Source organism: Priestia sp. MDV22-iso46 (genome assembly GCF_058629175.1).
On sequence record NZ_JBZVWT010000003.1, the window covers coordinates 140565 to 164092 of the forward strand.

Consider the following 23528-nt stretch of genomic DNA (forward strand, 5'->3'; position numbering starts at 1 on the left):
TTTTTAATAAGGTTGTTTTAATCTAAGTAATTCGATAGCTCAATCAAATTGTGATCAGGATCTCGAATATAGACAGAAACAATAGGCCCTACAGCACCTGTACGTTTGACCGGTCCTTCTTCAATTTCTACATTATGTTTTTGTAAATGATTGATTACGCTCTCAATTTTTTCCTCCGTAATAAAACATAAATCAGCGGAGCCTGGAAGAGGATGCTTTGCTTTTGGCTCAAATTCATGGCCTGCTTGATGTAGGTTTATTTTTTGTTCACCAAAACGAAGCGCTATTCTTCCTTCTCCGAACGTTTCTTTCTGCATGCCTAAAATAACCGTATAAAAGTGAGTCGTTTTTTCCATGTTTTTTATCGTTAGCACAAAATGGTCCAACTTTTTAATCATTTCGTTTCCTCCTAACAATGTGAACTTTCTTCCTCTGAAAATAGAGTAAGTATTGGATGAGATCTGAGAGGTTTTTCTATAAATAAGTATATCATTTGTAAGGAGGAGGATAGCCAAAGACAGCTGTATGCCTATTTTTAGTTCAAAAGAGCGTTTTATAAATAGCCTGTTTTTTAAAATGTTGTGGTTTTACACAATGCATTAAAGGTTTATGGGATTTTATGTTAATATTGGATGAAGAGTGGCACTTGTTTTAGTAACTTGATCTGGAAAGTTTGTTGAGTAGATGTGTTAAAAATTTAAATACATATAAGAATGGAGATGCTCATATGTCTATGGGGATACTTTCTTTAATCACTTTTGTTATCTGGTTTGTAGCAATTCAAGAGTTTTTAAAACCTGAAAAGAATCAGAGTAACCGAAAAATAATGATGTTAACATCCGCAGGCTCCTTGCTGACGTTAGTTCTGACCATTTCACTTTTTCAAACACTATAAAAATACCTCGAAAAGCAGTTTTTCCTCGGCTATCGGAAGCGTAATTTAAGCAGCCCTGAGTTCTTCCATGGCTGTATAATTTGATTTTCTGCAATATCTCAAAAAATGATGGTAAAAGGGAAGGGGATTAGGAATAACCTTTCTTTTTTGCTCCGCTTATTCTGCAGAAAAAAAGAAAAAGAAGCTTATGAACTGATGGTTCGTAAGCTTCTTTTTTCTTGTACTAGTTTAGTTTTATACGACCATATTACTTATAAACGCTAGACGGAATTTTAAAGGTATGAATGCCGTTAGAATATGGGCCGTACTCATATTCACCAAATATAATGGCAATGCCGCTACTTGTGTAGTAAAACTGATCTTCTTTTAAATTTACAGACTTAAATTCATTAACCCAGAACTGAGCACCTTTTTTATTACGAGCAATCATTTCATTACGAATATAGTTATTAACTTTATTTAACTTAGTGTTGTTGTTAATAATATCTTTTAAGCTAATTTGTCGAGCTTTCAACAAATCGTAATTGTACGTATCAATCCAAGCGTTGCCGTGAGCGCCGCCAGCGTACGCATCATTCGTAATAGCAACACTTAAAATATTATCTTGGTTGTAAGGTACAGAGTATGTCATATTACGAGAATAAGGACCTGGTGCCCAGCCGTTTTTGCGGTCTTCCTTCTCTTGTTCTTTTAGCTTGTTGTGTTCTTTTTGTGCTTCCTTAGCAATGTTTAAAAACTTTCGATTATAGCTAGCCTCAAATGGTTTATTGATAAGGCCGGATACCTGCGGATAGCTAATGTTGCTTGCTAAAGACTTCTTCGTAACCGTTACTCCTAGTGCTTGAATTTTGTCACTAGGCGCTTTTTCATACTTAATACTTGATGACTTTTGAGCATAGGTACCCTTTGATACCCCATAAAGACCACCAAATTTACTTGACTCAGAATACACGCGGAATACTTGCCCTTTTGTCACTTTTCTAGCCGCTACTAACTTGTTGTTTTTGATGTTGTAAAGATTAGTATTCTTTAAAACGGTAACGCGTCCTATTTGCCCTTTAACCAGTTCCTGATTCCCCCACACGACTTTTGCTTCTGCAACTGTTTGCGGAGCAAGCGGTGAGAATAACAAAGCCAAACCTAAAACAACTGCGCTAACCCTTTTGAACCTTTTCATAAAAGCCTCCTAAAGTGATTTTTGTAGGTTTTAAAACTAATCAATACTTTATTTTCAAAAAAACCCATTTATTAGTATAGCACAGGATTTACAGGTTTTTACTGTTTTTTTGTTTCTTTTTTACTGATTTATTTTCAGTATGATTTTTCATAAATATTTACGAACACAGGCTGTAAGTAAGAAAAAACACAGTATTTTACCCTAGACTAAAAAAGTTTCCTGTGGTAAACTTTCGATATCATGACAAGTGAAAACTGAAAATTTTAAATAAATCATGCTGACATGTTCATTTTTCTGCACTAGCAGAATACCCTATTAAAAATCAACGAGCATATTTTTTTACCTTAAAAGTTGGTCTAACGAAAAAAATATAACCTTAGATAAAAAATGAGAAGGGACGAAAAATAGATGGCTAGTGTAAATAATTATCCATTGTCTACATTTACGACAGGTGAAACGGTGCAGCTAGAGCGAATCGAAATCGAAGGTGCCTTAAAGCGACGCTTGTTAGATTTAGGATTTATTCCAGGAGCAATTATCAAAGTGCTTCAAAAAAGCCCGTTAGGAGATCCTGTTGCCTATCAAGTAAGTCATACAACGATTGGTCTCAGAAAAGAAGAGAGCTCAAAAATTTATGTGAAAAAAGTAGGTGACGACGGTGAGTAAGTATTGTATTGCATTAGCAGGAAATCCGAACACAGGAAAAAGTACGTTATTTAATAGCTTAACCGGTCTTAAGCAGCACACGGGAAACTGGACGGGAAAAACCGTAGCCAAAGCAGAAGGGACGTTTGAACATCACCAGCAGCTCTACACAATCGTCGATTTACCTGGAACGTATTCACTGTATTCAAACTCGGCGGACGAAGAAGTAGCGCGTGACTATATTTTATTTGAAAGACCTGACGTTACGGTAGTGGTGGTTGATGCAACGGCGATGGAGCGAAATCTTAATTTAGCGCTGCAAGTGATGGAAATGACTGAAAACGTCGTGATTTGCGTGAACTTAATGGATGAAGCAAAGAAAAAAGGAATTGTGATTAACGAAAAAAAGCTGGCTGAATCGTTAGGCGTACCGGTTGTGCCTATATCAGCACGTAATAAAAAAGGGATTACGAATTTGCTAGATGCAATTGAACAAGTCGTACGCGGGCAGGTAAAACTTAACCCTTACCAGGTGCAGTACACAAAAGAAATAGAAGCGTCATTAAAGGAGCTAGAACCTCAAGTCGCTTCTATTGTTGGAAATCAATTTCCTCTGCGCTGGATTGCTTTACGGGTTCTTGATGGAGACACGTCATTTTTAGAAACCATTCAGCAGCGTCAGCAGCAAGGTATCAGTCACACAGAAAGGAGGAACAGCGCATATGGGAAATCCGTTAACTCCTGAAAACTCATTAGCGATGGAACAATTAACTCGCTATGCGCAGCAGGCAAAAGAAAAAGATCATCGTTCCAATATGGTCGCAAGTATTTATCAGTCGTCACAGCAAATATGTAAAAAATCAGTTGTGTACGAAGACCGCTCAAAGCTTCAGCGTACAGAAAAGTTAGATAAAGTCTTTACCTCGCCAATTTGGGGCTTTCCGATTATGCTTGGTATTTTATCGGTCATCTTTTATATCACAATAGCCGGCGCAAATGTTCCTTCTGGATTAATCGCACAAGGATTTGGCTGGGCCGAAGGGTATTTAACAGCTTTCTTTCAAGCTATGCATGCGCCAGAATGGCTGCACGGAATTCTTGTATTAGGGCTGTTTCGCGGTACCGGATGGGTCATTAGCGTGATGCTGCCTCCGATGGCCATCTTTTTCCCGGTTTTTGCTCTTTTAGAAAACTACGGATATTTGCCTCGCGTAGCGTTTAATATGGATCGTTTGTTCAAACGAGCAGGCGCACACGGCAAGCAGTCGCTGACGATGGCGATGGGGTTTGGATGTAACGCCGCAGCGATTATGTCAACGCGTATTATTGAATCGCCTCGTGAACGTATGATGGCGATTTTAACAAATAATTTTGTTCCATGTAACGGCAGGTGGCCTACGCTGATTTTGTTAGCTTCTTTATTTATGGCAACAGGCTTTACAGGGAGTGCTAAAACTTTCGTAACGGCGCTTGTTGTGGTTGGAACGGTGTTATTTGGAATCGTGGTGACGCTGTTTGTATCGTGGGCACTGTCTAAAACAGCGCTGCGCGGAGTTCCGACACACTATACGCTAGAGCTTCCGCCTTACCGCAAGCCAAAATTTGTAGATACAATTGTACGCGCGACGCTGGATAAATCGCTGTTCGTGTTAAAACGCGCGATTATTGTTGCAGCACCCGCAGCGGTGTTAACGTGGGTATTGGCCAACATTTATATCGGTGACACAAGTATTTTAATGCACTTTGTTCAGTTTCTTGACCCATTCGCTAAGTCGCTAGGACTAGATGGGTATATACTAGCTGCTTTTATCATTGGCTTGCCGGCTAATGAAATTGTTGTACCGGTTCTACTGATGGCGTATTTATCAACGGGCTCATTAATTGAAATTGAAGATGCGACTCGACTGAAACAAATTTTCCTTGATCACCACTGGACGTGGCTAACGGCTCTTAACATGATGTTGTTTTCACTCCTGCATTTTCCGTGCGGAACGACGCTTGTGAATATTTATAAAGAAACCAAAAATGCAAAGTGGACGTTTCTTGCTTTTGCAATACCAACAGTGATTGCGATTGGCGTTACGTTTACGGTTGCGCAAGTGGTAAAAGCGTTTAACCTTATTTAAATATGAAATAAAAGTGCAGGGCTTTGAAAAGAGCCCTGCTTTTTTTATGAGTTGTTAATTAACTAGATTTTCAGTTTTATAATGTAAGATTAATTGATATTTTTTGGGGTAAATGGTAATTTGTATGATATGCACTTCGTTCATGATGCACATACATGTAACTTCTGGGGGAGAACAACTATGGTGAAAAACAAGGTCATAGAAACCATCTGCTGGCTGGCAATCCTTGCTCTCCTTATTCTCAGTATTGTAAATGTCGTTTATAAAGGTACAAAACAAACGCTTCTATTTACAAGAGATGAGCTGAATTCTGGAGAAGTAAGCAAAAGCTGGGAATCATTTCGAAAAGAACAGCAGCTGTCACAGCACAAAGCAAAAATAGAAGATTTTCGTTTGACGCTAGATAGGGATCAAAACATATCTTCTATGCGGTTTACAGTGATAGATCCTTCTGATGATAACTCATATACAATGCTAGATTACATCTCTTGTTTTTTATGTGAAGACAAAGGAGAGGATCGGTTGACGGTTACAAGTGACAAAGTTGATCGAAAGCCTGCTCAATACGACCGATTAATGACCGCAGATGAGTTCTTTTTGAAGGTAGAAACCCTTAACAACCAGCATTTCTTTACAACTAGTCGCTATGCGTACACGCACCTTCATTCTTCCGGTGAGTACGAGAATACGAGTTATGACGGCCCTTACTTTATTTTAGAGGGAACGGAGTTAAAACAACTATAAACCTCTCATTCTTTGGACAAAGATTATCGTAATTACGGCAGCATACAAGTGATTGGCAGCAACAGTTCAGGAAGCTATCAGACAAGCGAGGGTACAACCAAAAGCATCATCATTAGGTAAAAAAAGCTGCTGTTTGCACCACGAGAGATTAATAGAAAAAAGCGCCAATGAAATGCTAAAAGGAGGCTGACGGTGGGGATATTTTTTAATAAAATAGATTCAAAAAAAGCTAATAAGTATCAAACAAGGCTATACTCTTGTTTCACCATTCTGATAATAGTGAATGTGATTAACAGCTGGTTTCTCGATTGGCTTTGGCTTTATATTACCACAAGTAGCGTTCTTGTTATACTAGTGATATTCCTGCTCAAAACACCTAAACGTGATTTAGATGAAGAGTGGAAGCAGCTAGAAATAGAGAAAGACGAGGCTTTTGAAAACAGAGTCAATTTGATGGTTATGAATGGCCGAAGTGATGTGCAGGCTATTAAATACATACGAAAAGAAAAAAATCTTGGTCTGCTTCATGCGAAGCAGTATCTTGACCGTATTAAAGAATCAAAGAAATAATAAAAGCGACCTTTGACAAGCAGAGGTCGCTTTTTGATAGGCTATTTACTTTTTCTCGCCAACCGTCACTTTTTTCGTAAACATTTTCATGTCGCCTTTTATCGTCACATGAGCGGTAATCGTATATTCGCCGTCGTCTTTGAACGTATAGTCCGTGCTGTATGCGCCGTTATCCTGATGTTTGGCATCGATCATTTCCTGGTTAATATAGCCTTCTTTTTCAACTTGAATTTGTACGGCGTCTGCATTTTCGATTTTTTTATCTCCTTGTGTAACGAGTACGTTAATAGATGTTTTTTCGTTTGCTTTAATAGTTTGCGGCACTTCAATTGTTCCTTTTACTTCCTGTGACTGTTGCTCATTTCCTTTTGAACAGCCGACCACGGCAATGACTAAAACGAGCAGCAGCATGCTAAGCTTTTTCATAAATATCTCCTTTTTATTTTCTATCTTGTTAGTAAATAAATTTCTCTATAAAACTTTATCACTGAAGTCATAAAATAAAATCATCACAATGAGTGATTTTTTACGATTGTGACGCCAAGGAAATTGAACATTTTGTTACAAAAAATAGTTTGCTATTACAACGCGAGAAGGGGTGCTTTACAGCATTGTGCCATACGTTTAGGATTAAACATAATAAGCTAGGAAAAGGAGAGAGAAATATGCTCATACTTTATGATGAGCTGTACGGGAAATTTGAAATAGACGGCGTTCTTTTAGAACTCATTCAAAGTGATCCCGTACAGCGTTTAAAAGGAATTTACCAAGGCGGAGCGAGCCGGTTTGTAAATGGAAACTGGAATACTACTTGATATGCTCATTCCGTTGGTGCGATGATGCTTGTCAACAGATTAGGAGGCTCTTTGGAAGAGCAAATAGCGGCTTTATTACATGATGTTTCACATACGGCATTTTCTCATGTGATTGACTATGTTTTGGAACAAAAAGAAGAAAATTATCATGAAATGATTTACGAACAAATTGTGACCCAGTCGTCTATTCCTCCTGTTTTAAAGAGCGCCGGTTTAAACTGGCGAGATATCTTACTTGATGAAAGCCAATGGACGCTGCTCGAACAGAAAGCTCCGCACTTATGCGCTGACCGCGTGGATTATACGCTGCGGGATTTGTACGTATGCGGGGAGATTACTTTACAAGAAGTGCATGCGTTTTTGGATCAGCTTGTCGTATTTAATGGACAAATGGCATGCAGTAATTTATCAGCGGCAGAGTGGTTTGTGGATGCTTACTACAAAGAAGTGATTGGCTTTTTTATGAATCCGCTTAATATGTTTGGAAATTATCAGCTGACGGAGATTATCAAGCTTGCTTTGCAAAAAGATATTTTATCTATAGAAGATTTTCTAAAGCAGGATGAAGATGTGGTTCGGTTGCTGAAAAACGCTGGAGATAGCAGCATTGAAGCAATGTTAGCTGCTCTTTTTAACAGCAAAGCAGAAAGAGGAACAGCCTCTTGTCATGATGTTCACCAAACGACAAAAATGCGCTGGGTTGATCCTCTTGTTATTGGTTCAGATGGGGCGGCTCCTGTATCTCAGTTATCACTTACCGCTAAAAGAGTAATAGAAGAAGCAAAACAAAAGATAGAAAAAGGAGTATATCTCAGCATTCAGGCTCCGTTATAAAGGGAATCATTACATAAAGAAAGGGATGCATAATAATGTGCATCCCTTTCTCTCATAAGAAGTTTTATAGACCTCTAAGGAAGCCTTCTCTTAACGAACTTCATCACGCTTCGCATTTAACTCTTTAATCGTTTCACCTTCAACTAATACAGGCTGATAGTAGGTTTCGGTTGGTAACTCTTTTTTGCCCTGCAGCTTTTTAATAATCCAATCCGCCGCGTCGTGTCCCATTTGTTCCTGCGGATGGGTTAAAGTTGTTAAATTAATCGTCGCATTTTTAGCGATGTACGAATTGTCTTGACCAATAATTGACAACTTGTCCGGAATAGAAATGCCAAGCTGTCTGCATACATTTACAACTTCTAATCCGACTTCATCGTTATAGCAGACAAGAGCCGTCATTTCGTCTTGATTTTCAGTAAGAAACGTCTTTAAATTAGCGTACAAATCAAGCTTTGTTTCGGTGTTAAAAGACAAAATATGCTCAGGCTGAAAGCGGAGCTTTGCTTCACCAAGCGCTTTTATGTAGCCTTTCATTCGGTACTTTCCTTGCAGGTCATCCATTTTTGCGATGAGTCCAATTTGTGTATGACCTTTTGAAATTAATTCATTTGTGGCAAGGTAGCTTGACTGAACGTCGTCTAGACAAAAAAACGGAACGTCCAATTCTTCGTAGTAGGCGTTAATCATCGTAAACGGAACGTCTTGTTCTTTGAATGATAAATAATACGAGATGTTTGGATTGTACAAATTACTTTTTGTAGGCTCAACAATTAGACCGTCTACTCCGTAGGAAAGCATCATTTCCAATGCTTTTTTTTCTTGTTCTACATCATTATTCGTGCTCGCCAGCAGCAGCGAATAATTATCTTTATTTAATCTGCTTTCAATTCCGCGAATAATAGAAGGGAAAATATAGTCGGAAATATACGTGGTAATTACGCCGATTGTTTTGTTGGCAGAAGCCCCGCTAGATTTGGATTGATACTGATTGCTCACATAGGTGCCAGAGCCTTTTTCACTTCTTAAAAAACCTTCATTCGACAGCTCTAAAATGGCTTTTCGAACCGTATGTCTGCTGACACCATACGTTTCTTGCATAACCGATTCAGTAGGGATTTGTTCGCCCATGCTGTAATCGCCTGAAAGAATTTTGCTTTTTATATCCTCAATAATCACCTGATATTTTGGCTTCATGTTTTCACTTCTTTCGTAGTTGTATACATTCAACTTTTTTTATGTATAAAATTTGTATGGACATATTTTATCATGAACGTGAATAAATGAAAAGATTTCCTTGATTTTTAATCGAAAGGAGAATGATTTAAGGGTTGGATACCGATTTTTTAAAAGTTTGAGAAGGGAATAGTATGGTGTTTTGAATATTTGTGTGCATATATAATTTTTATATTGACAAATGTACGTACAAATAAATATACTTAAGTTGTTAACAAATTCAAACAGCGTTACATAAAACGGAAAGCGCTTCCTTACTGCTATAGGTATCTTTATAGCTATCAGAAAGGAGATTAAACGTGAAAACAACTCAAGAAAGCATAAAACAAGCAATTGCTAAAGGGAAAACGTCCCTTGGAATTGAACTTGGATCTACTCGTATTAAAGCGGTGCTGATTGATGAAAACTTTGAAACGATCGCATCAGGCAGTTATGAATGGGAAAATCTCTTAGAAGACGGTTTTTGGACGTACAACTTACTCGATATTATTACAGGTCTGCAAAGTGCTTACCGTGAAATGAAGCAAGAAGTGGAACGAAGCTACGGGATCACGATTCGAACAGTTGGCTCCATCGGCGTTTCAGCTATGATGCACGGATATATGGCATTTGATAAAACGGGTGAGCTGCTTGTTCCGTTTCGAACGTGGCGTAATGCAACAACAAGCGCAGCAGCAAAAGAATTAACTGAACATTTCCAATTTAATATTCCTGAACGATGGAGCATTGCGCATCTGTATCAGGCAATCATCAATCAAGAAAAACATCTGCCGCGCATTGATTACATGACAACGCTAGCCGGCTATATTCACTGGCTGCTGACAGGCAGTAAGGCGCTTGGCATTGGAGATGCTTCAGGAATGTTTCCAATTGATGAACGCACGCAAAATTACAGTGAAAATATGATGAAGCAGTTTGATGATCTCATTTCTCATAAAGGGTATCCGTGGCAACTATCAGATATTCTGCCTGCAGTCCATACTTCAGGCGAGCAAGCAGGTACATTAACAGCCATTGGGGCTAGTATTTTAGATCAATCAAAAAATTTGCAGCCGGGAATTCCATTTTGTCCTCCAGAAGGAGATGCGGGAACGGGAATGGTGGCGACAAACAGCGTAAGAAAACGCACGGGAAATGTTTCAGTAGGAACGTCCGTTTTTGCGATGATTGTACTAGATAAAAAGCTTTCAAACGTTTATCCGGAAATTGATTTGGTTACTACGCCAAACGGCAGTCCAGTTGGAATGGTCCATGCGAATAACTGCTCAAGCGACTTAAACGCCTGGCTCGGATTGTTTCGCGAATTTTCGGAGGCGATGGGACAAAAAGTAGAATCGGATAAATTATTCGAAGTGATGTTAAATAAAGCGCTAGAAGCTGATCCTGATGGAGGAGGCTTGCTTAGCTACGGCTATTTCTCAGGTGAAAATATTACCGGAGTAGAAAGTGGACGTCCGCTATTTGTTCGTTCAGCAAAAAGTAATTTTAATCTAGCAAACTTTATGCGAACGCATCTTTTTACAGCTTTTGGCGCTTTAAAAATAGGGATGGATCTTTTAGTCAAAGAAGAAAACGTAAAGATTCACAGTATTTTAGCACACGGAGGATTATTTAAAACGCCGGTAGTTGGTCAAAAAATGATGGCAGCGGCAATTAATACCCCGGTTTCCGTCATGGACACAGCTGGAGAAGGCGGCGCGTGGGGAATGGCTATTCTTTCTTCTTATATGCTTAATAAAAATGAGAATGAAAGTTTAGAAGATTTCTTGGATGATAAAGTCTTTAAAGAAGTAACCGCACAGGAAATTTATCCTGACGAACTCGATGTAAAAGGGTTTGAAGCATTTATTAAAAGATATAAAAAAGGGCTAGTGATTGAAAAAGCAGCTGCAGAGCACCACAGCGAAGAACGGGAGGAATTAGTGTGCTAGATAAATTAAAAGAAGAAGTATTTCAAGCAAACGTCGATTTGCCAAAACACGGACTGGTTAAGTACACGTGGGGAAATGTAAGTGCCATTGATCGAGACAGCGGTTTGTTTGTGATTAAACCAAGCGGTGTGACGTACGAGAAAATGACGGCGCAAGACATGGTAGTCGTTGATTTAGATGGCCGCGTGGTAGAAGGGGAGCTTAATCCGTCATCGGATACGCTGACGCATGCCGTACTCTATAAACATTACCCGCAAATCGGCGGTATTGCCCATACGCATTCAACGTGGGCGACCATTTGGGCTCAAGCAGGACTTGATGTGCAGGCAATGGGAACGACTCATGCCGATACCTTCTATGGTTCCGTACCGTGCGCGCGCTTTTTGACAGAAAAAGAAGTGAATGACGGATATGAAGTGGAAACGGGCAAAGTGATTATCGAAACGTTTGAAGAGCGCGGCTTAGATGTGCTAGCGGTTCCTGGCATTTTACTTCAAGGACACGGGCCGTTTACGTGGGGAAAAGATGCCAAATCGGCGGTAATGAACAGCGTCGTACTAGACGAAGTATCCAAAATGAATTTCTTTACACAAAAATTAAACGGACTGGCTGAAGAGCTGCCGCAGCGTATATTAGACAAACATTATTTACGAAAACACGGACAAAACGCGTATTACGGGCAAGGACAATAAAAGACTTACATACAGAAAAGGGGATTATCATGTTAAAAACAGCTCAAAAAGAATTTTGGTTTATTGTTGGTTCACAGCATCTTTACGGAAAAGAAGCACTAGCAGAAGTAAAAGCACACGCGCAAACTATGACTGATGCTTTAAATGAAAGCGGTGTCTTGCCTTATCCAATTGTTCTGCAAGATTTAGCTGTGAGTGCTGATACAATTACAAGCATGATGAAAGAAGTGAATTACCGAGATGAAGTTGCCGGTGTAATCACGTGGATGCATACGTTCTCGCCTGCAAAAATGTGGATTCGCGGTACCAAGTTACTGCAAAAACCGCTGCTTCATTTGGCGACACAATTTAACGAAAGCATTCCTTGGGAAACGATTGATATGGATTTTATGAACTTGAATCAATCCGCTCACGGTGATCGAGAATACGGTTTTATCAACGCGCGTTTGAACAAGCAAAATAAAATTGTAGTAGGCTACTGGGAGCGCCCCCAAGTACAGCAGCAAATTGCACAATGGATGGACGTAGCCGCTGCTTATAACGAAAGCTTCAACATCAAAGTTGCCCGTTTCGGTGACAATATGCGCAACGTCGGAGTAACGGAAGGAGACAAAATTGAAGCGCAAATTCAATTTGGCTGGACGGTTGACTACTTTGGAATTGGTGACCTTGTTCAATATGTAAATGCCGTTACGGAAGAAGAAATCAATGATTTGTTTGCTGAATATGCCGACGCGTACGAATTTGTCTACGGTGATTATTCTGCAGAAGAATGGGAGTCTAGCGTAAAAGTACAGGCAAGCTATGAAATTGCGATTAAACGTTTTCTAGACGAAGGCGGCTACAGCGCTTTTACGACTAACTTTGAAGATCTATACGGTATGAAACAGCTTCCTGGTCTAGCCGTACAACGCTTGATGGCACAGGGCTACGGCTTTGCTGGTGAAGGAGACTGGAAAACAGCGGCGCTTGACCGCTTGCTTAAAGTAATGAGCCACAATCAGTCAACGGGCTTTATGGAAGACTACACGTATGAATTAGCTCCCGGACGTGAGTCTGTGCTTCAATCTCACATGCTTGAAGTCGACCCGACGCTAGCGGTAAACAAGCCAAAACTAATTGTCTCTCCGCTAGGTATCGGCAACCGCGAAGACCCGGCCCGCTTAGTGTTTGACGGTAAACAAGGAGAAGGCGTAGTGGTTTCCATGGCTGACTTCGGTACGCATTACAAGCTGTTAATTAACGAAGTATCCGCATTTGAGCCGGAAGTTCCAGCTCCAAATCTTCCGGTAGCGCGCGTGCTTTGGAACATTAAGCCGAACTTCCAAGACGGCGTTAAAGCGTGGATTGAAAACGGAGGCGGCCATCATACGGTACTTTCATTAAATTTAACGACCGATCAAATCGTGAGCTATGCAAAGCTTGTTGATCTAGAGTACGTCATTATTAAGTAAGCACCACTACTTCCGAGGGAGCACTGCTTCCTTGGAAGTGAAAATATAGCGTCAGTAAAAGAACGCCGTTTTTAGAAACAAATGAAAGCGTTTTAAATAAGTGTGGTAGGAAGCAAAACTAAGACAATACAAAGGGGATATATAATCATGAGTAAAGTATCAAGTAAGTTTATCTTCTTCTTCGGCTCATTTGCCGGTATTTTATTCGGTTATGATATTGGGATTATTGCTGGTGCAGAAAGTCATATCCGTGAAGCGTTTCATTTAAGTCCGCTCTGGCTGGGGATTGTGGTTTCGTCGCTAATGGGAGGAGCAATTATCGGTTCCATTTTAAGCGGATTATTAGGAGATAAGTTTGGACGAAGAAAGTTAATTTTAATTTCATCTATCATCTTTCTTTTAGGCTCCATCGGTTCAGCGATTGCACCAGAGGAAATTACGTTAACGATTGCGCGCGTCTTTTTAGGTACAGCAGTAGGAACAGCTTCTTCGTTAGTTCCTGCTTATATGTCAGAAATCGCACCCGCTCATATTCGCGGGAAGCTTTCAGGTTTGAATCAGCTAATGATTGTAATTGGATTATTATTAAGCTATATCGTAGCCTTTATTTTTGAGCCGGTTCCAAACAGCTGGCGATTAATGCTTGGCAGCGCCGGTATTTTTGCGATCGTCTTATGCATCGGTATGATCAAGCTTCCAGAGTCGCCTCGCTACTTAATTAAAAACGGAATGGCAGATAAAGCGCGTGAAGTACTGCGTACGCTTCGCCGGTCAACAGCTGAAGTAGAAGCTGAAGTGTCTGAAATTGAAAGCATAGCTGTTCATGAACAATCAGGCATCAAACAGCTGTTTCATAAAAAGTTTCGTTTAGCATTAATAATCGGCGTCGGAATGGCAACTTTTCAGCAGATTCAAGGCTCAAACTCAATTGTTTATTATGCAACAAGCATTGCTCGTCAAGTTGGTTTAGCGCCGCAGGTAGCTGCTGGTTTTACGGTCATCGTTGGGGTAATCTTCGTGGTGACAACACTTATTTTTCTGCAGTTTGTTGATAGATTCAACCGCCGTACCATTCTTACGATTGGCGGCGCGGGTATGGCTCTTTCATTTTTCACACCGGCTATTCTAGGAGCATTAGGCGTTAATGAAGTCGTCGTAAACTGGGTTACGTTAATTGCTCTTTGCTGCTTTATCCTTTGCTATGCGTTTTCTTGGGCGCCGCTTACGTGGATCATTGTAGGAGAAATTTTCCCGCTTTCTGTACGCGGAATCGGTGCTGGGATTTCATCTGCTTTTAACTGGACAGGATCGCTTGCAGTAGGGCTTGTGTTCCCAATTTTAGCTGACCAGTTTAGTTTAGGCGTGATCTTTTCAACGTTCGGGATCATTTGTATTCTCGGATTATTCTTCATACGCTTTGTAGTTGTTGAAACAAAAGGACGCAGCCTAGAGCAAATTGAAACGGACATGGCAGCTCGTTCTGCAAGGAAGTCTTTAAGTCCAGTTGAGCGTAATAAATATGTTTGATTGTCGTAAATGTTTTAAATGTAAGGTGCTGAGATAAAAGTATTTTAGCTGAAGTGAAAAACGAACCACTAATCAAAGTGTTTGATTAGTGGTTCGTTTTTTTATGGTGAACGCAGGTTTCATCTGTTTCGTTTCTTCTAGCAGTTGATTGGAGAGCAAGGCGAAGACTCCTGCGGGAAAAGCGGAACAGATGAGACCCCGCAGGAGCACAAGCGACGAGGAGGCTCATCGGACGCCCGCGGAAAGTGAAGCCTTGCACGGAAATCAACTGTGGGGTAACAAGCGGCTCAGCACATGTCGGCCTTTGTTCGTCCCCAGCCTCTTTCTTATTAGTAGATATAGAGATTTCAGCTTTTACACTGTCATATTAGTGCCTAATAAAATGGAAAGATAGGTTAGCTTATCATAGAGTGGACTTTAATAGATATTCATAACTAGCAATTTCTAAAACGAAAGCTAAATGTGCGTTCTGCTTACAAGAAGGTAGTGACCTTCGTCAACAAATTCTCATATAAACAAGTAAGCTTGTTTACTTTTAACTAAATTTATTTATTAATAGGGGGATTAACTAGTTGATGAATTTGACGCTTCATGAACGTTCTGAAAAGTTATTAAAGCAAAGAATTAAACAATTAAATCCGATCCATTTAACTTTGTTTTTATGGGCGACAGCAGAGGTGACGGACCAAACGATAATTGTTTCACGATGAGCGGTGAATTTGAGCTTGTATTAAAAAAGGCGGTGGAATTGAACCCGCTGTTTATTATTCATAGGGGAGACACCGTCTATACAGGGAAAAAAGAGTATTTGGAGCACTTTGTTAAGGTTGTCGAAAAAATCGCATCAAACATTCCTATGTTTGTATGCGTAGGGAATCATGATGAACTGTACCTTGATGAAAGCAATCTCGAAAACTTCAGAGCCACTATCGGAAAGGCACACTGGGTCATTGATATTCCTGTCTTCAACTTTCGGTGCATCGCATTAAATAATGTCATCAGTCCCAAGAATAAAATATATGGATTTACAGATAGAGAGCTGAATTATTTAGAGCAGCAGCTAGAGGATGCTCCTCGTAATACCGTTGTAGCCATGCATGCGCAGCCAAATATTGGCCGGTGGTCAAATCTTGAAGGGTTTCCTGTAACGACTCCTCAAAGTCAAGAATTTTTTGATTTAATTCAAGAACACCGCGTGAAAAAAGTTCTCGTTAGCCACGTGCATGCATATGACGAACAGTTTATTAGAAAAAATAGAAACGGGTCGTTTACGCTTGGAAGAGGCACTGATTTTGTATTGTCAGGAGGCGCCGGTGCTCCTCTTGATTTTGAGCAGCCTTTAATTTTAAATAATTATAATTTTACGGAGTTTTTTGTAAGCAGGTACAACATATTAGGACCTCTTCTTTGGAAGGATTTTGGACGACCTCGAAGAAATTGTTTGTAAAAACAAGAGAATAGAAAGCTATGTTTAGCCAAAAGCCTGCCCGTAATTCACAGGCAGACTTTTGGAAGATTATGCATAATGTTTACAGAAACCTTGTAGCAGAAGGCTCAGTCAAACGTTATAATAGATAATGAATGATGATATATTCTCTATATTTGTCATATATTTGTATTACATATGTAATTGAAGAAAAACATTCACTTGATATACTGTTTAATGACTTAACTTTATCTTAAAATTTACAGTGAAATGCCTGTTTATAGAGGCTTAGAACATACACAGCAAATGGAGGAGCAATCATGGCAAACGAAAAGATGCAAGAAGGACTTGATCGTTTTATCAAGGAAGATTTAAATGACCTTTTAGGTAGACTGTTCCCCTTAATGGACCGGGAGTGTGCCGAAGAAAAAAGAAAGCTTATCGAAACAGCGGTAGAGTATATTTATTCGTCAGGATATCACCAGGGAGCCAAAGATTTAATTGAAACGCACCGAAAAGACGATTACAAATTGTTAAGGCAAAAATTAGCGTCAGCGCCTCCTAAAAACTAATTTTTTTGAAATTTCTTTTGACAACATAAATCTAAGGTGTTAAGATGACTCTACATTCAAAATATTATAAACAATTAAAACTCTTATTGAGAGAGGCGGAGGGACTGGCCCTGTGAAGCCCGGCAACCATTTAACATTCTTGTTGAAAAGGTGCTACATCCTGCAAAGCGTACAGCTTTGAAAAATAAGAGAGGATTTCATAGATACTATGCCTCTCTATTCGTGATAGAGAGGCTTTTTATTTTATGTGAATATGTTTTGAATGGACAATTTTATAAAAATGCATCAGGTGCTGTGTAACGAATGTACGCAGCTTAAAAGGGAAGACCGGTGAAAAGCCGGCGCGGTCCCGCCACTGTAATGGGGAGCAACTTATTAACCACTGTTTCATGTTGAAATGGGAAGGGATAGGAAGCGATGAACCTAAGTCAGGAGACCTGCCTGTTGTATGCACTTAAGCTCTACGGGATATAGAGAGGAGTGAGGAATACGTGTTGAGAAAAACAGGCTGTCTCAACTCTAGTTAAGTATGCGTATTATCTCTCTTTTCATTTCGAAAAGAGAGATTTTTTAGTTTACCGATAAAAAAATATACAGGGAGTGGAAAAAATGAGCAGTGTAAAAAGTTCGAACTTAGGTTATCCAAGAATTGGTGAAAAACGAGAATGGAAAAAAGCGCTTGAGCAGTTTTGGGCAGGAAAGCTAGAGAAAGGTATCTTTCTTCAAGAAATTAAAGCTCTTCGTCTAGCGCATCTAAAAAAACAGCGTGACGCAGGAATTGAATTGATTCCAGTCGGCGATTTTAGCTTATACGATCACGTGTTAGATACAGCTGTTATGTTCGGTCTAGTGCCAAAGCGCTTTGAGTATAACGGAGGACCAGTATCGCTTGAAACGTATTTTGACATCGCGAGAGGAACAAAAGGTGCGGTAGCTTCTACGATGACAAAATGGTTTAACACAAATTATCACTACATCGTACCGGAGCTTGAGGAATGTACGCCGGCACTTGTAGAGAATCGCCCGCTTCAGTTTTACAAAGAAGCAAAAGAAAAGCTGAATATTGAAGGCAAGCCCGTGATTTTAGGTCCAGTAACATTTGTGAAGCTGTCAAAAGGATATAAAGAAAGTGAGTTTAAAGAAGTAGTTGAACAGTTTGTTCCGCTTTATGCAACTATCTTAGCGGAGCTGCAGGCAGAAGGAGTAGAGTGGGTACAGATAGATGAGCCAATTTTATCTACAACGCTATCAAAAGAAGACCTGGCGCTTTACACAGAAGTCTATCAAACTTTGAAGGAAGCGGCACCGAATGTAAAAGTCATTTTGCAAACGTATTTTGACAGCGTTGATCACTACAAAGAAGTTGTGTCTCTTCCTGTTGAAGGAATCGGTTTAGACTTTGTGCATGACCGAGGCGAAAATCTCACTGCGCTTAATAAATATGGTTTTCCAACTGATAAAGTGCTGGCTGCGGGAGTGATTGACGGACGCAACATTTGGCGTGAAAACTTGGACGAACAGCTTTTAACGCTTAGTGAAATTGAAGAAGCCGTATCAAAAGACCGTTTGATTCTGCAGCCTTCATCAAGTTTATTACATGTTCCTGTCACGGTGAAAAATGAAGAAACCATTGATCCAGTATTGAAAAATGCGCTCTCTTTTGCAGATGAAAAGCTAAAGGAAATCACGCTTTTAACAAAAGCAGTGCAGCAAGGAAAAGAGTCGATAGAAGAAGAAATAAACGTAAGCAAACAGGCGATTCAAGCATTAAATGGTTCATCTTTTCGAAATCATCAAGACGTGCAAAAAGAGCTGAAGCAGCTGCACAGCTATAAAGCAGCGCGACAAGCGCCGTTTGACGTACGTCAACGCGTTCAGCAAGAAGCGTTTCAACTGCCGCTTCTTCCAACGACAACGATTGGAAGCTTTCCGCAAACAAAAGAAGTGCGAAAAGAGCGTTTAAAATGGCGTAAAGGCGAGTTAAGCGATGAAGCATATGAAGCGTACATTAACGAGGAAATAAAAAAATGGATTGAAATTCAAGAAGACATCGGCTTAGATGTCCTTGTGCACGGAGAGTTTGAGCGTACGGACATGGTCGAATACTTCGGTGAGAAATTAGGAGGCTTTCAGTTTACGAAGTTTGGCTGGGTGCAATCTTACGGTTCTCGCTGCGTGAAGCCGCCGCTTATTTACGGAGATGTATCGTATGAGCAGGCGATGACGATCAAAGAAACGGTCTACGCACAGTCTCTAACAAATAAGCCGGTTAAAGGAATGCTGACGGGTCCGATTACGATTTTAAATTGGTCGTTTGTGCGTGATGATATCCCGCGCTACGACGTGGCAAATCAAATTGCGCTTGCTCTTAGAAAAGAAGTAGAAGCACTTGAAAGTCAGGGCATTTCAATGATTCAAGTAGATGAACCGGCACTGCGTGAAGGATTGCCGTTAAAACGAGAAAACTGGGACAGCTACTTGAACGCTGCGGTGTATGCATTTAAACTAGCCACGGTATCGGTGCAAAACGAGACGCAAATTCACACGCATATGTGCTATTCAGAATTCGAAGAGATTATTGATGCCATCAAAGCGCTTGATGCCGACGTGATTTCCATTGAAACGTCTAAAAGCCACGGTGAATTAATTTATGCGTTTGAAAAACATACGTACAATCAAGGAATCGGACTTGGCGTGTATGATATCCACAGTCCGCGCGTACCGAAGCTTGAAGAGCTTCAGCGAAACATTGACCGCGCTCTGCAGGTACTTGATCCTGCATTATTTTGGATTAATCCCGACTGCGGCCTTAAAACAAGAGGAATCAGCGAGACGGTTGAAGCTTTAAAAGTCATGGTTGAGTCCGCAAAACAAACCAGACAAAATTTATTACAAAACGTTTAATGATAAGAAATTAAAGAACAAGCAGTGTAACCGCTACACTGCTTGTTCTTATGGGATTTTAAAAGGCCAAAAATATCCATTGACACTTCCCCTACATTTTTGTATCTTTTTAAAGGTGTTTTTAAAATCAGGGAGGTACAACATGAGTAACAACAGCACGCAGCACGTTAAAATTGTAACAGCGGATCCATCAGCGCTAGGTCTATTCGGACTTGCCATGGTGACACTTGTTGCATCGTTTCAAAAGCTTGGGGTAACCGATGGTGTTTCATTGGTATTGCCATGGGCGATTTTTTTAGGCGGGATAGGGCAGTTAATCGCGTCTATGCAAGATTTCAAACATAATAATACCTTCGGCGCAACTGCTTTTGGTGCCTTCGGGTTATTTTGGCTAGGTGTAGCTATGACATGGCTTATTCAGCTTGGAGCATTTGGGGAAGCGCTCGCAAAAGAAGCGGATCCGAAGCAGCTCGCATTTGCTTTTGTCGGCTACTTGATTTTCAGCGTTTTTATGACAGTTGGAGCAATGGGCACTCATAAAGTATTATTTATTATTTTTGTGTTAATCGATTTCTTATTCATTGGATTATCGCTAAGTACATTTGGTGTGGCATATGAGTACACGCACTTACTAGCAGCAGTTTCAGAGCTATTAATTGCTCTGTTTTCATTCTATGGATCTGCAGCGGCTGTATTAAATACTCACTACGGTCGAGTTGTGCTTCCGGTGGGCAAGCCGTTTGGTGCATTTATTAAATAATCAAGACGTTAATTAAAAAGCGAAGTAGGATTGAATTCTGTATGATGCAGAGGTCAATCCTTTTTTGTTTGGGCATTTTTATATATAGTAGAAAGAGATAGTTATATGTAAGAGAAGCTTTTAGAGAAAAAAGAGAAATACATAATGAAAGGAAACGTTTCAATGATTATAAGACAAGTGGATGAAAAAGATTTAAACCAATTAATTACTTTAGAAAACAAAGGCTTTACACCTGAAGAAGCTGCCTCAAAAGACGCATTCATCACGCGGATCAGCACCATTCCTGATACGTTTATCATCGCCCAAGAAAATGAAGAAATAATCGGATATGTGAACGGTCCCGTCATTTCAGCTCCGTTTATTACGGATGATTTGTTTGAAAAAACGATTTCGAACCCTGAGACAGGCGGTCATCAAAGTATTTTGGGTATCGTTGTAAATCCCAAGCATCATCACAAAGGAATTGCCAGTATGCTGTTAAGAGAATTTGAAAAACAAGCGCGGAACAAACAGCGCTTAACGGTTACCTTAACATGTAAAGAAGAATTGATTCCGTTTTACGAAAAAAACGGATATGTGAATCAAGGAGTAGCGGAGTCTCAGCATGCAGGCGTGCAGTGGTTTAATATGAGTAAGGAGCTTTAACAAACAGACAATGAAATATAAAAAAGCACAAGCTTCTTTTAAGGAGTTTGTGCTTTTTTATATTAATTTCTGTGTAGTTATTGTAAATATGTAAAAGTAAAGATGGTATTTACATGAATAAGTACGGCTTTTTTTATTGAGAGGGTGAACATGTGTTTAATCTATTTCGTTGCTTCTAGCGGTTGATTGGAGGGCAAGGCGAAGACTCCTGCGGGAAAAGCGGCACAGATGAGACCCCGCAGGAGCGAAAGCGACGAGGAGGCTCAGCGGCCGCCCGCGGAAAGCGAAGCCTTGCACGGAAATCAAGAGCGGTGTAACAAGCGATTCATACTCAATCATTTCTCCCATTTTTTCGTCTTTAGATTGGATTAATCTCGTTATATTTAAATCTCTTTTTTAGGTAGGTAAGAGACATTGATTTGTCAAATATATTTGACAGTAACAAGGAAGATAATATAAGATATGGATGTAAAAAGTTTTTTACATTTTAGAGATGAGTGATGAATGGTGGAAAATCGAATTAAAGAACTGCGTAAAAGCAAACGAATGTCTCAAGATGAATTGGCAAAAGTATGCGGCGTATCGAGACAAACGATTAATGCAATTGAAAACAATAAGTATGATCCAAGCTTGACCCTTGCTTTTCAACTGGCTGCAGAGCTGGGAGCAACAGTAGATGAGCTGTTTTTATTTCATAAATCATGATGAGTTAGTTAAAAAGAGAAGGTAATGTGAAGTAGCGATCTTACTAGTAGAAGTTTTGACATTTCTGTACTATAAGCTAAAAGCACATAAGTAAATAGTAGATCAATATTACTTCTATCACTTTATAAAAAGAGATTTACAGAGCAACGGTGGTGAAATGAATGAAAAATCGAGCTGCCGGAGTAGCTCTTACAAGTACGGGCATGTTACTGTTGATGGTAACGTTAGTACTTCCTGTTCCGGGATTAACGTATAGTTTACTTGTAGGAAGCAGCATTGTACTAAAGGGCTGCGGAACAGGAGGAATAAAAAGGTGTATCATGTGAATGCAGCGTGATGTAGAAAAGGAGGTTCCTTTTGAAAAAAAGAACGATTATTATAGCTGCACTTTTATTTATCGTCGTATTTTATTTTACATATACCGGGAAAGCCTATCAGTTAAAAGACGTCATAAAAGTAGATGAAGCAAACGTTACGCGTATTGAAATAGATACGGACGAAGGAAAACGTGTAGTAGATGATAAAAAAGAGATAAAGCAAATCGTACATTCTTTGGCAAAAGTAGAAGTAAAAAAAAGCAAGGAGCTCGACCCAAAGTTTGACCAAGCTTACTGGGTAAAAATCGTCGAAAACGGAAAAGATGCGTACGGCTTAACGATTTACGATAATGACTACATAAAAGCGTTTAGCTTTGAAGATAAAAAACAGGCGACATATACGATTGTTAAAGATCAAAAAGTAGATGTTAAAAAGCTGTTTTCAACTAAATAAACGTGAAATAAGTTTTCTCAAGCCTACTAAAAAAGACAGCCTGCGCTGTCTTTTTTTATTAAAATAATAGATTGAAAATTATGACTATTTAAAGCGAAATTAATCCTTGCCTATATAATTAATAAATGATTGAATTAGGTCAATATCAGGGTTAACCAATAGTGCTGGAAGAAGGCCGAATGTTAATAATACAAGAACGTTTGATCCAATAAAGATGCGAAGTGCTTTTTTGATTTTCATGATATTTCCTCCCTTTTTTATATTTTCGTATAAAAAGAGAAAAAAATCAATAGAAATGTGACGGAATTGTGAACTTTTTGTCTGATAGTCCCTGATAGATTATAAAAATTCCCTCTCTATACTAGATAAAGAGGGGATATAGCAAGTCATAAAATATGTAGAAACATTAAAAGTACATGCGCAGATTCCCAATGAAACGATAAAGAAAATAGCATGAAAAACCAATTAAGACACATCCTGCCGCAATAGAAACCCATTTAATATAAAGCTGATTCAGCACTTTTCTAGTTCCAGAGACAATCGTCATTAAGCCTAGGTCATGAATTAAAATCCCTGTTAATATTCCGGCAGCAATCAGCAGGAAATGAAAAGAATGAGAGGATTGAAGCGAATTAGTCAGCACCGTTCCAAACACGCTGAGCCAAAAAATGAGATTGCTAGGAGAAATCGCAACAAAGATCCCGTTCATATAGGAAGATGCAAACGACTTTTTTACGTGCTCTCCAGGAGACGTTATATCATGGTCGGCATGTCTAATGCTGTCATAGCCAATATAAAGTAAAAAAAGCGCTCCTATAAGCCACATCATAAGCTGTATAAAAGGAGCCGATAAAAAAGAAGCCAGTCCAGAGTAAAGAAGCACAATTAATAATAAATCAACCGTCATGCCCCCAAGTCCCACAACCCATCCGTGAAGAAAACCGTTTTTTAAACCTTGTTTTGTCATTTCAATTGTCACCGTACCAACGGGAAGGGCAATCGAAAGACCGAGCAGTACATTTGTTAAAAATAACGTCACCAAAAACAAAACCTCTTTCAATCTTGTATCTACTATTATTTTCCGTTTAAGTGGTCTTTC

The 23528-nt window shown here is 39.6% G+C and carries 27 protein-coding genes, 1 pseudogene and 2 riboswitches; of the genes and pseudogenes, 22 read left to right on the forward strand and 6 right to left on the reverse strand.

Features of this window, described 5'->3' with window-relative positions; all coding sequences use genetic code 11:
- Positions 1–17: 17 nt before the first annotated feature.
- Entirely contained in the window at positions 18–398 is a 381-nt protein-coding gene (locus AC4NPH_RS17910) for a VOC family protein (RefSeq protein WP_029323343.1), read from the reverse strand.
- A 329-nt stretch (positions 399–727) separates the two neighbouring features.
- On the opposite strand from AC4NPH_RS17910, the gene AC4NPH_RS17915 reads away from it, so the two are divergent.
- Entirely contained in the window at positions 728–895 is a 168-nt protein-coding gene (locus AC4NPH_RS17915) for a hypothetical protein (RefSeq protein WP_013058248.1), read from the forward strand.
- A 247-nt stretch (positions 896–1142) separates the two neighbouring features.
- Here AC4NPH_RS17915 and AC4NPH_RS17920 read toward each other — a convergent pair whose 3' ends face one another.
- Entirely contained in the window at positions 1143–2072 is a 930-nt protein-coding gene (locus AC4NPH_RS17920; RefSeq protein WP_013058247.1) for a DUF3298 and DUF4163 domain-containing protein, read from the reverse strand.
- Positions 2073–2480: 408 nt separating this feature from the next.
- Here AC4NPH_RS17920 and AC4NPH_RS17925 point away from each other — a divergent pair, with 408 nt between their 5' ends.
- From AC4NPH_RS17925 to AC4NPH_RS17945, 5 genes are all read left to right on the forward strand, one after another.
- The gene (locus AC4NPH_RS17925) at positions 2481–2738 is read left to right on the forward strand and encodes a FeoA family protein (RefSeq protein WP_013058246.1); all 258 of its coding nucleotides are present in this window, start codon (positions 2481–2483) and stop codon (positions 2736–2738) included.
- Positions 2731–3462, forward strand: coding sequence for a FeoB small GTPase domain-containing protein (locus AC4NPH_RS17930; RefSeq protein WP_013058245.1), 732 nt, complete (start codon positions 2731–2733; stop codon positions 3460–3462). The genes AC4NPH_RS17925 and AC4NPH_RS17930 overlap by 8 nt, the downstream gene beginning before the upstream one ends.
- Before the next feature lie 13 nt (positions 3463–3475).
- Entirely contained in the window at positions 3476–4843 is a 1368-nt protein-coding gene (locus tag AC4NPH_RS17935) for a nucleoside recognition domain-containing protein (protein WP_053487989.1), read from the forward strand.
- 180 nt (positions 4844–5023) lie between these two features.
- Positions 5024–5587: a hypothetical protein gene (locus tag AC4NPH_RS17940; RefSeq protein ID WP_491938838.1), complete on the forward strand. Its 564-nt coding sequence runs from the start codon at positions 5024–5026 to the stop codon at positions 5585–5587.
- Between the two features lie 192 nt (positions 5588–5779).
- Positions 5780–6157 (forward strand): hypothetical protein, encoded by a 378-nt coding sequence (locus AC4NPH_RS17945; RefSeq protein ID WP_053487569.1) that lies wholly within the window; start codon positions 5780–5782, stop codon positions 6155–6157.
- A 45-nt stretch (positions 6158–6202) separates the two neighbouring features.
- On the opposite strand, the gene AC4NPH_RS17950 is transcribed toward AC4NPH_RS17945, so the two are convergent.
- Positions 6203–6583 carry a FixH family protein gene (locus tag AC4NPH_RS17950; protein WP_013058241.1) on the reverse strand — a complete coding sequence of 127 codons (381 nt, stop codon included), beginning with the start codon at positions 6581–6583 and terminating at the stop codon, positions 6203–6205.
- A 239-nt stretch (positions 6584–6822) separates the two neighbouring features.
- Here AC4NPH_RS17950 and AC4NPH_RS17955 point away from each other — a divergent pair, with 239 nt between their 5' ends.
- Positions 6823–6972, forward strand: a complete 150-nt coding sequence (locus AC4NPH_RS17955) for a hypothetical protein (RefSeq protein ID WP_335482013.1) — start codon at positions 6823–6825, stop codon at positions 6970–6972.
- Positions 6973–6984: 12 nt separating this feature from the next.
- A pseudogene (locus tag AC4NPH_RS17960) lies at positions 6985–7806 on the forward strand (HD domain-containing protein); the annotation flags it as partial.
- Positions 7807–7896: 90 nt separating this feature from the next.
- Here AC4NPH_RS17960 and AC4NPH_RS17965 read toward each other — a convergent pair.
- A complete protein-coding gene (locus AC4NPH_RS17965; RefSeq protein ID WP_013058239.1) occupies positions 7897–9003 on the reverse strand; it encodes a GntR family transcriptional regulator in 1107 nt (368 codons plus the stop codon).
- 338 nt (positions 9004–9341) lie between these two features.
- Here AC4NPH_RS17965 and AC4NPH_RS17970 point away from each other — a divergent pair, with 338 nt between their 5' ends.
- The 14 genes from AC4NPH_RS17970 (at position 9342) to AC4NPH_RS18035 (ending at position 22429) form a co-directional block, all read left to right on the forward strand.
- Positions 9342–10973 (forward strand): xylulokinase, encoded by a 1632-nt coding sequence (locus AC4NPH_RS17970; protein ID WP_013058238.1) that lies wholly within the window; start codon positions 9342–9344, stop codon positions 10971–10973.
- A complete protein-coding gene (locus AC4NPH_RS17975) occupies positions 10967–11665 on the forward strand; it encodes an L-ribulose-5-phosphate 4-epimerase (protein ID WP_013058237.1) in 699 nt (232 codons plus the stop codon). The genes AC4NPH_RS17970 and AC4NPH_RS17975 overlap by 7 nt, the downstream gene beginning before the upstream one ends.
- 29 nt (positions 11666–11694) lie before the next feature.
- Positions 11695–13119, forward strand: coding sequence for an L-arabinose isomerase (araA, locus tag AC4NPH_RS17980; RefSeq protein ID WP_013058236.1), 1425 nt, complete (start codon positions 11695–11697; stop codon positions 13117–13119).
- A gap of 147 nt (positions 13120–13266) precedes the next feature.
- Entirely contained in the window at positions 13267–14646 is a 1380-nt protein-coding gene (locus AC4NPH_RS17985; protein ID WP_013058235.1) for a sugar porter family MFS transporter, read from the forward strand.
- A gap of 572 nt (positions 14647–15218) precedes the next feature.
- The gene (locus AC4NPH_RS17990; protein WP_156405031.1) at positions 15219–15356 is read left to right on the forward strand and encodes a hypothetical protein; all 138 of its coding nucleotides are present in this window, start codon (positions 15219–15221) and stop codon (positions 15354–15356) included.
- Positions 15353–16093: a metallophosphoesterase family protein gene (locus AC4NPH_RS17995; RefSeq protein WP_491938839.1), complete on the forward strand. Its 741-nt coding sequence runs from the start codon at positions 15353–15355 to the stop codon at positions 16091–16093. The genes AC4NPH_RS17990 and AC4NPH_RS17995 overlap by 4 nt, the downstream gene beginning before the upstream one ends.
- Before the next feature lie 299 nt (positions 16094–16392).
- Positions 16393–16644: a hypothetical protein gene (locus tag AC4NPH_RS18000; RefSeq protein WP_013058233.1), complete on the forward strand. Its 252-nt coding sequence runs from the start codon at positions 16393–16395 to the stop codon at positions 16642–16644.
- Between the two features lie 80 nt (positions 16645–16724).
- Positions 16725–16835: riboswitch (SAM riboswitch) on the forward strand.
- Positions 16836–16914: 79 nt separating this feature from the next.
- Positions 16915–17103, forward strand: a riboswitch (cobalamin riboswitch).
- Positions 17104–17253: 150 nt separating this feature from the next.
- Complete coding sequence (gene metE / locus AC4NPH_RS18005) at positions 17254–19548, forward strand: 5-methyltetrahydropteroyltriglutamate--homocysteine S-methyltransferase (protein ID WP_097812295.1); 2295 nt, start codon at positions 17254–17256, stop codon at positions 19546–19548.
- Positions 19549–19690: 142 nt separating this feature from the next.
- On the forward strand, positions 19691–20308 hold the full coding sequence (locus AC4NPH_RS18010; RefSeq protein ID WP_013058231.1) for an acetate uptake transporter: 618 nt from the start codon (positions 19691–19693) through the stop codon (positions 20306–20308).
- A gap of 144 nt (positions 20309–20452) precedes the next feature.
- Complete coding sequence (locus tag AC4NPH_RS18015; protein ID WP_098793978.1) at positions 20453–20953, forward strand: GNAT family N-acetyltransferase; 501 nt, start codon at positions 20453–20455, stop codon at positions 20951–20953.
- 182 nt (positions 20954–21135) lie between these two features.
- Positions 21136–21270, forward strand: coding sequence for a hypothetical protein (locus AC4NPH_RS18020; RefSeq protein WP_255255966.1), 135 nt, complete (start codon positions 21136–21138; stop codon positions 21268–21270).
- A gap of 187 nt (positions 21271–21457) precedes the next feature.
- A complete protein-coding gene (locus AC4NPH_RS18025; protein ID WP_013058229.1) occupies positions 21458–21658 on the forward strand; it encodes a helix-turn-helix transcriptional regulator in 201 nt (66 codons plus the stop codon).
- A gap of 161 nt (positions 21659–21819) precedes the next feature.
- Entirely contained in the window at positions 21820–21984 is a 165-nt protein-coding gene (locus AC4NPH_RS18030; protein ID WP_176519014.1) for a hypothetical protein, read from the forward strand.
- Positions 21985–22015: 31 nt separating this feature from the next.
- Positions 22016–22429, forward strand: a complete 414-nt coding sequence (locus AC4NPH_RS18035; protein ID WP_097812293.1) for a DUF5301 domain-containing protein — start codon at positions 22016–22018, stop codon at positions 22427–22429.
- Between the two features lie 99 nt (positions 22430–22528).
- Here AC4NPH_RS18035 and AC4NPH_RS18040 read toward each other — a convergent pair whose 3' ends face one another.
- Positions 22529–22669 (reverse strand): hypothetical protein, encoded by a 141-nt coding sequence (locus AC4NPH_RS18040; RefSeq protein ID WP_013058226.1) that lies wholly within the window; start codon positions 22667–22669, stop codon positions 22529–22531.
- A 166-nt stretch (positions 22670–22835) separates the two neighbouring features.
- Positions 22836–23468 carry a LysE family translocator gene (locus tag AC4NPH_RS18045; RefSeq protein WP_029323312.1) on the reverse strand — a complete coding sequence of 211 codons (633 nt, stop codon included), beginning with the start codon at positions 23466–23468 and terminating at the stop codon, positions 22836–22838.
- Positions 23469–23528: the final 60 nt, after the last annotated feature.

Excerpts from the sequence above, each read along its gene's own strand:
- AC4NPH_RS17920 (WP_013058247.1), bottom strand. The coding sequence starts at position 2,072 with ATGAAAAGGTTCAAAAGGGTTAGCGCAGTTGTTTTAGGTTTGGCTTTG.
- AC4NPH_RS17935 (WP_053487989.1), top strand. The coding sequence starts at position 3,476 with ATGGAACAATTAACTCGCTATGCGCAGCAGGCAAAAGAAAAAGATCAT.
- AC4NPH_RS18010 (WP_013058231.1), top strand. The coding sequence starts at position 19,691 with ATGAGTAACAACAGCACGCAGCACGTTAAAATTGTAACAGCGGATCCA.
- AC4NPH_RS17915 (WP_013058248.1), top strand. The coding sequence starts at position 728 with ATGTCTATGGGGATACTTTCTTTAATCACTTTTGTTATCTGGTTTGTA.
- AC4NPH_RS17925 (WP_013058246.1), top strand. The coding sequence starts at position 2,481 with ATGGCTAGTGTAAATAATTATCCATTGTCTACATTTACGACAGGTGAA.
- metE (WP_097812295.1), top strand. The coding sequence starts at position 17,254 with ATGAGCAGTGTAAAAAGTTCGAACTTAGGTTATCCAAGAATTGGTGAA.
- AC4NPH_RS17985 (WP_013058235.1), top strand. The coding sequence starts at position 13,267 with ATGAGTAAAGTATCAAGTAAGTTTATCTTCTTCTTCGGCTCATTTGCC.
- AC4NPH_RS17995 (WP_491938839.1), top strand. The coding sequence starts at position 15,353 with ATGAGCGGTGAATTTGAGCTTGTATTAAAAAAGGCGGTGGAATTGAAC.
- araA (WP_013058236.1), top strand. The coding sequence starts at position 11,695 with ATGTTAAAAACAGCTCAAAAAGAATTTTGGTTTATTGTTGGTTCACAG.
- AC4NPH_RS17940 (WP_491938838.1), top strand. The coding sequence starts at position 5,024 with ATGGTGAAAAACAAGGTCATAGAAACCATCTGCTGGCTGGCAATCCTT.
- AC4NPH_RS18030 (WP_176519014.1), top strand. The coding sequence starts at position 21,820 with ATGAAAAATCGAGCTGCCGGAGTAGCTCTTACAAGTACGGGCATGTTA.
- AC4NPH_RS18025 (WP_013058229.1), top strand. The coding sequence starts at position 21,458 with ATGGTGGAAAATCGAATTAAAGAACTGCGTAAAAGCAAACGAATGTCT.
- AC4NPH_RS18040 (WP_013058226.1), bottom strand. The coding sequence starts at position 22,669 with ATGAAAATCAAAAAAGCACTTCGCATCTTTATTGGATCAAACGTTCTT.
- AC4NPH_RS18000 (WP_013058233.1), top strand. The coding sequence starts at position 16,393 with ATGGCAAACGAAAAGATGCAAGAAGGACTTGATCGTTTTATCAAGGAA.
- AC4NPH_RS17955 (WP_335482013.1), top strand. The coding sequence starts at position 6,823 with ATGCTCATACTTTATGATGAGCTGTACGGGAAATTTGAAATAGACGGC.
- AC4NPH_RS17950 (WP_013058241.1), bottom strand. The coding sequence starts at position 6,583 with ATGAAAAAGCTTAGCATGCTGCTGCTCGTTTTAGTCATTGCCGTGGTC.
- AC4NPH_RS17910 (WP_029323343.1), bottom strand. The coding sequence starts at position 398 with ATGATTAAAAAGTTGGACCATTTTGTGCTAACGATAAAAAACATGGAA.
- AC4NPH_RS17965 (WP_013058239.1), bottom strand. The coding sequence starts at position 9,003 with ATGAAGCCAAAATATCAGGTGATTATTGAGGATATAAAAAGCAAAATT.
- AC4NPH_RS18015 (WP_098793978.1), top strand. The coding sequence starts at position 20,453 with ATGAAAGGAAACGTTTCAATGATTATAAGACAAGTGGATGAAAAAGAT.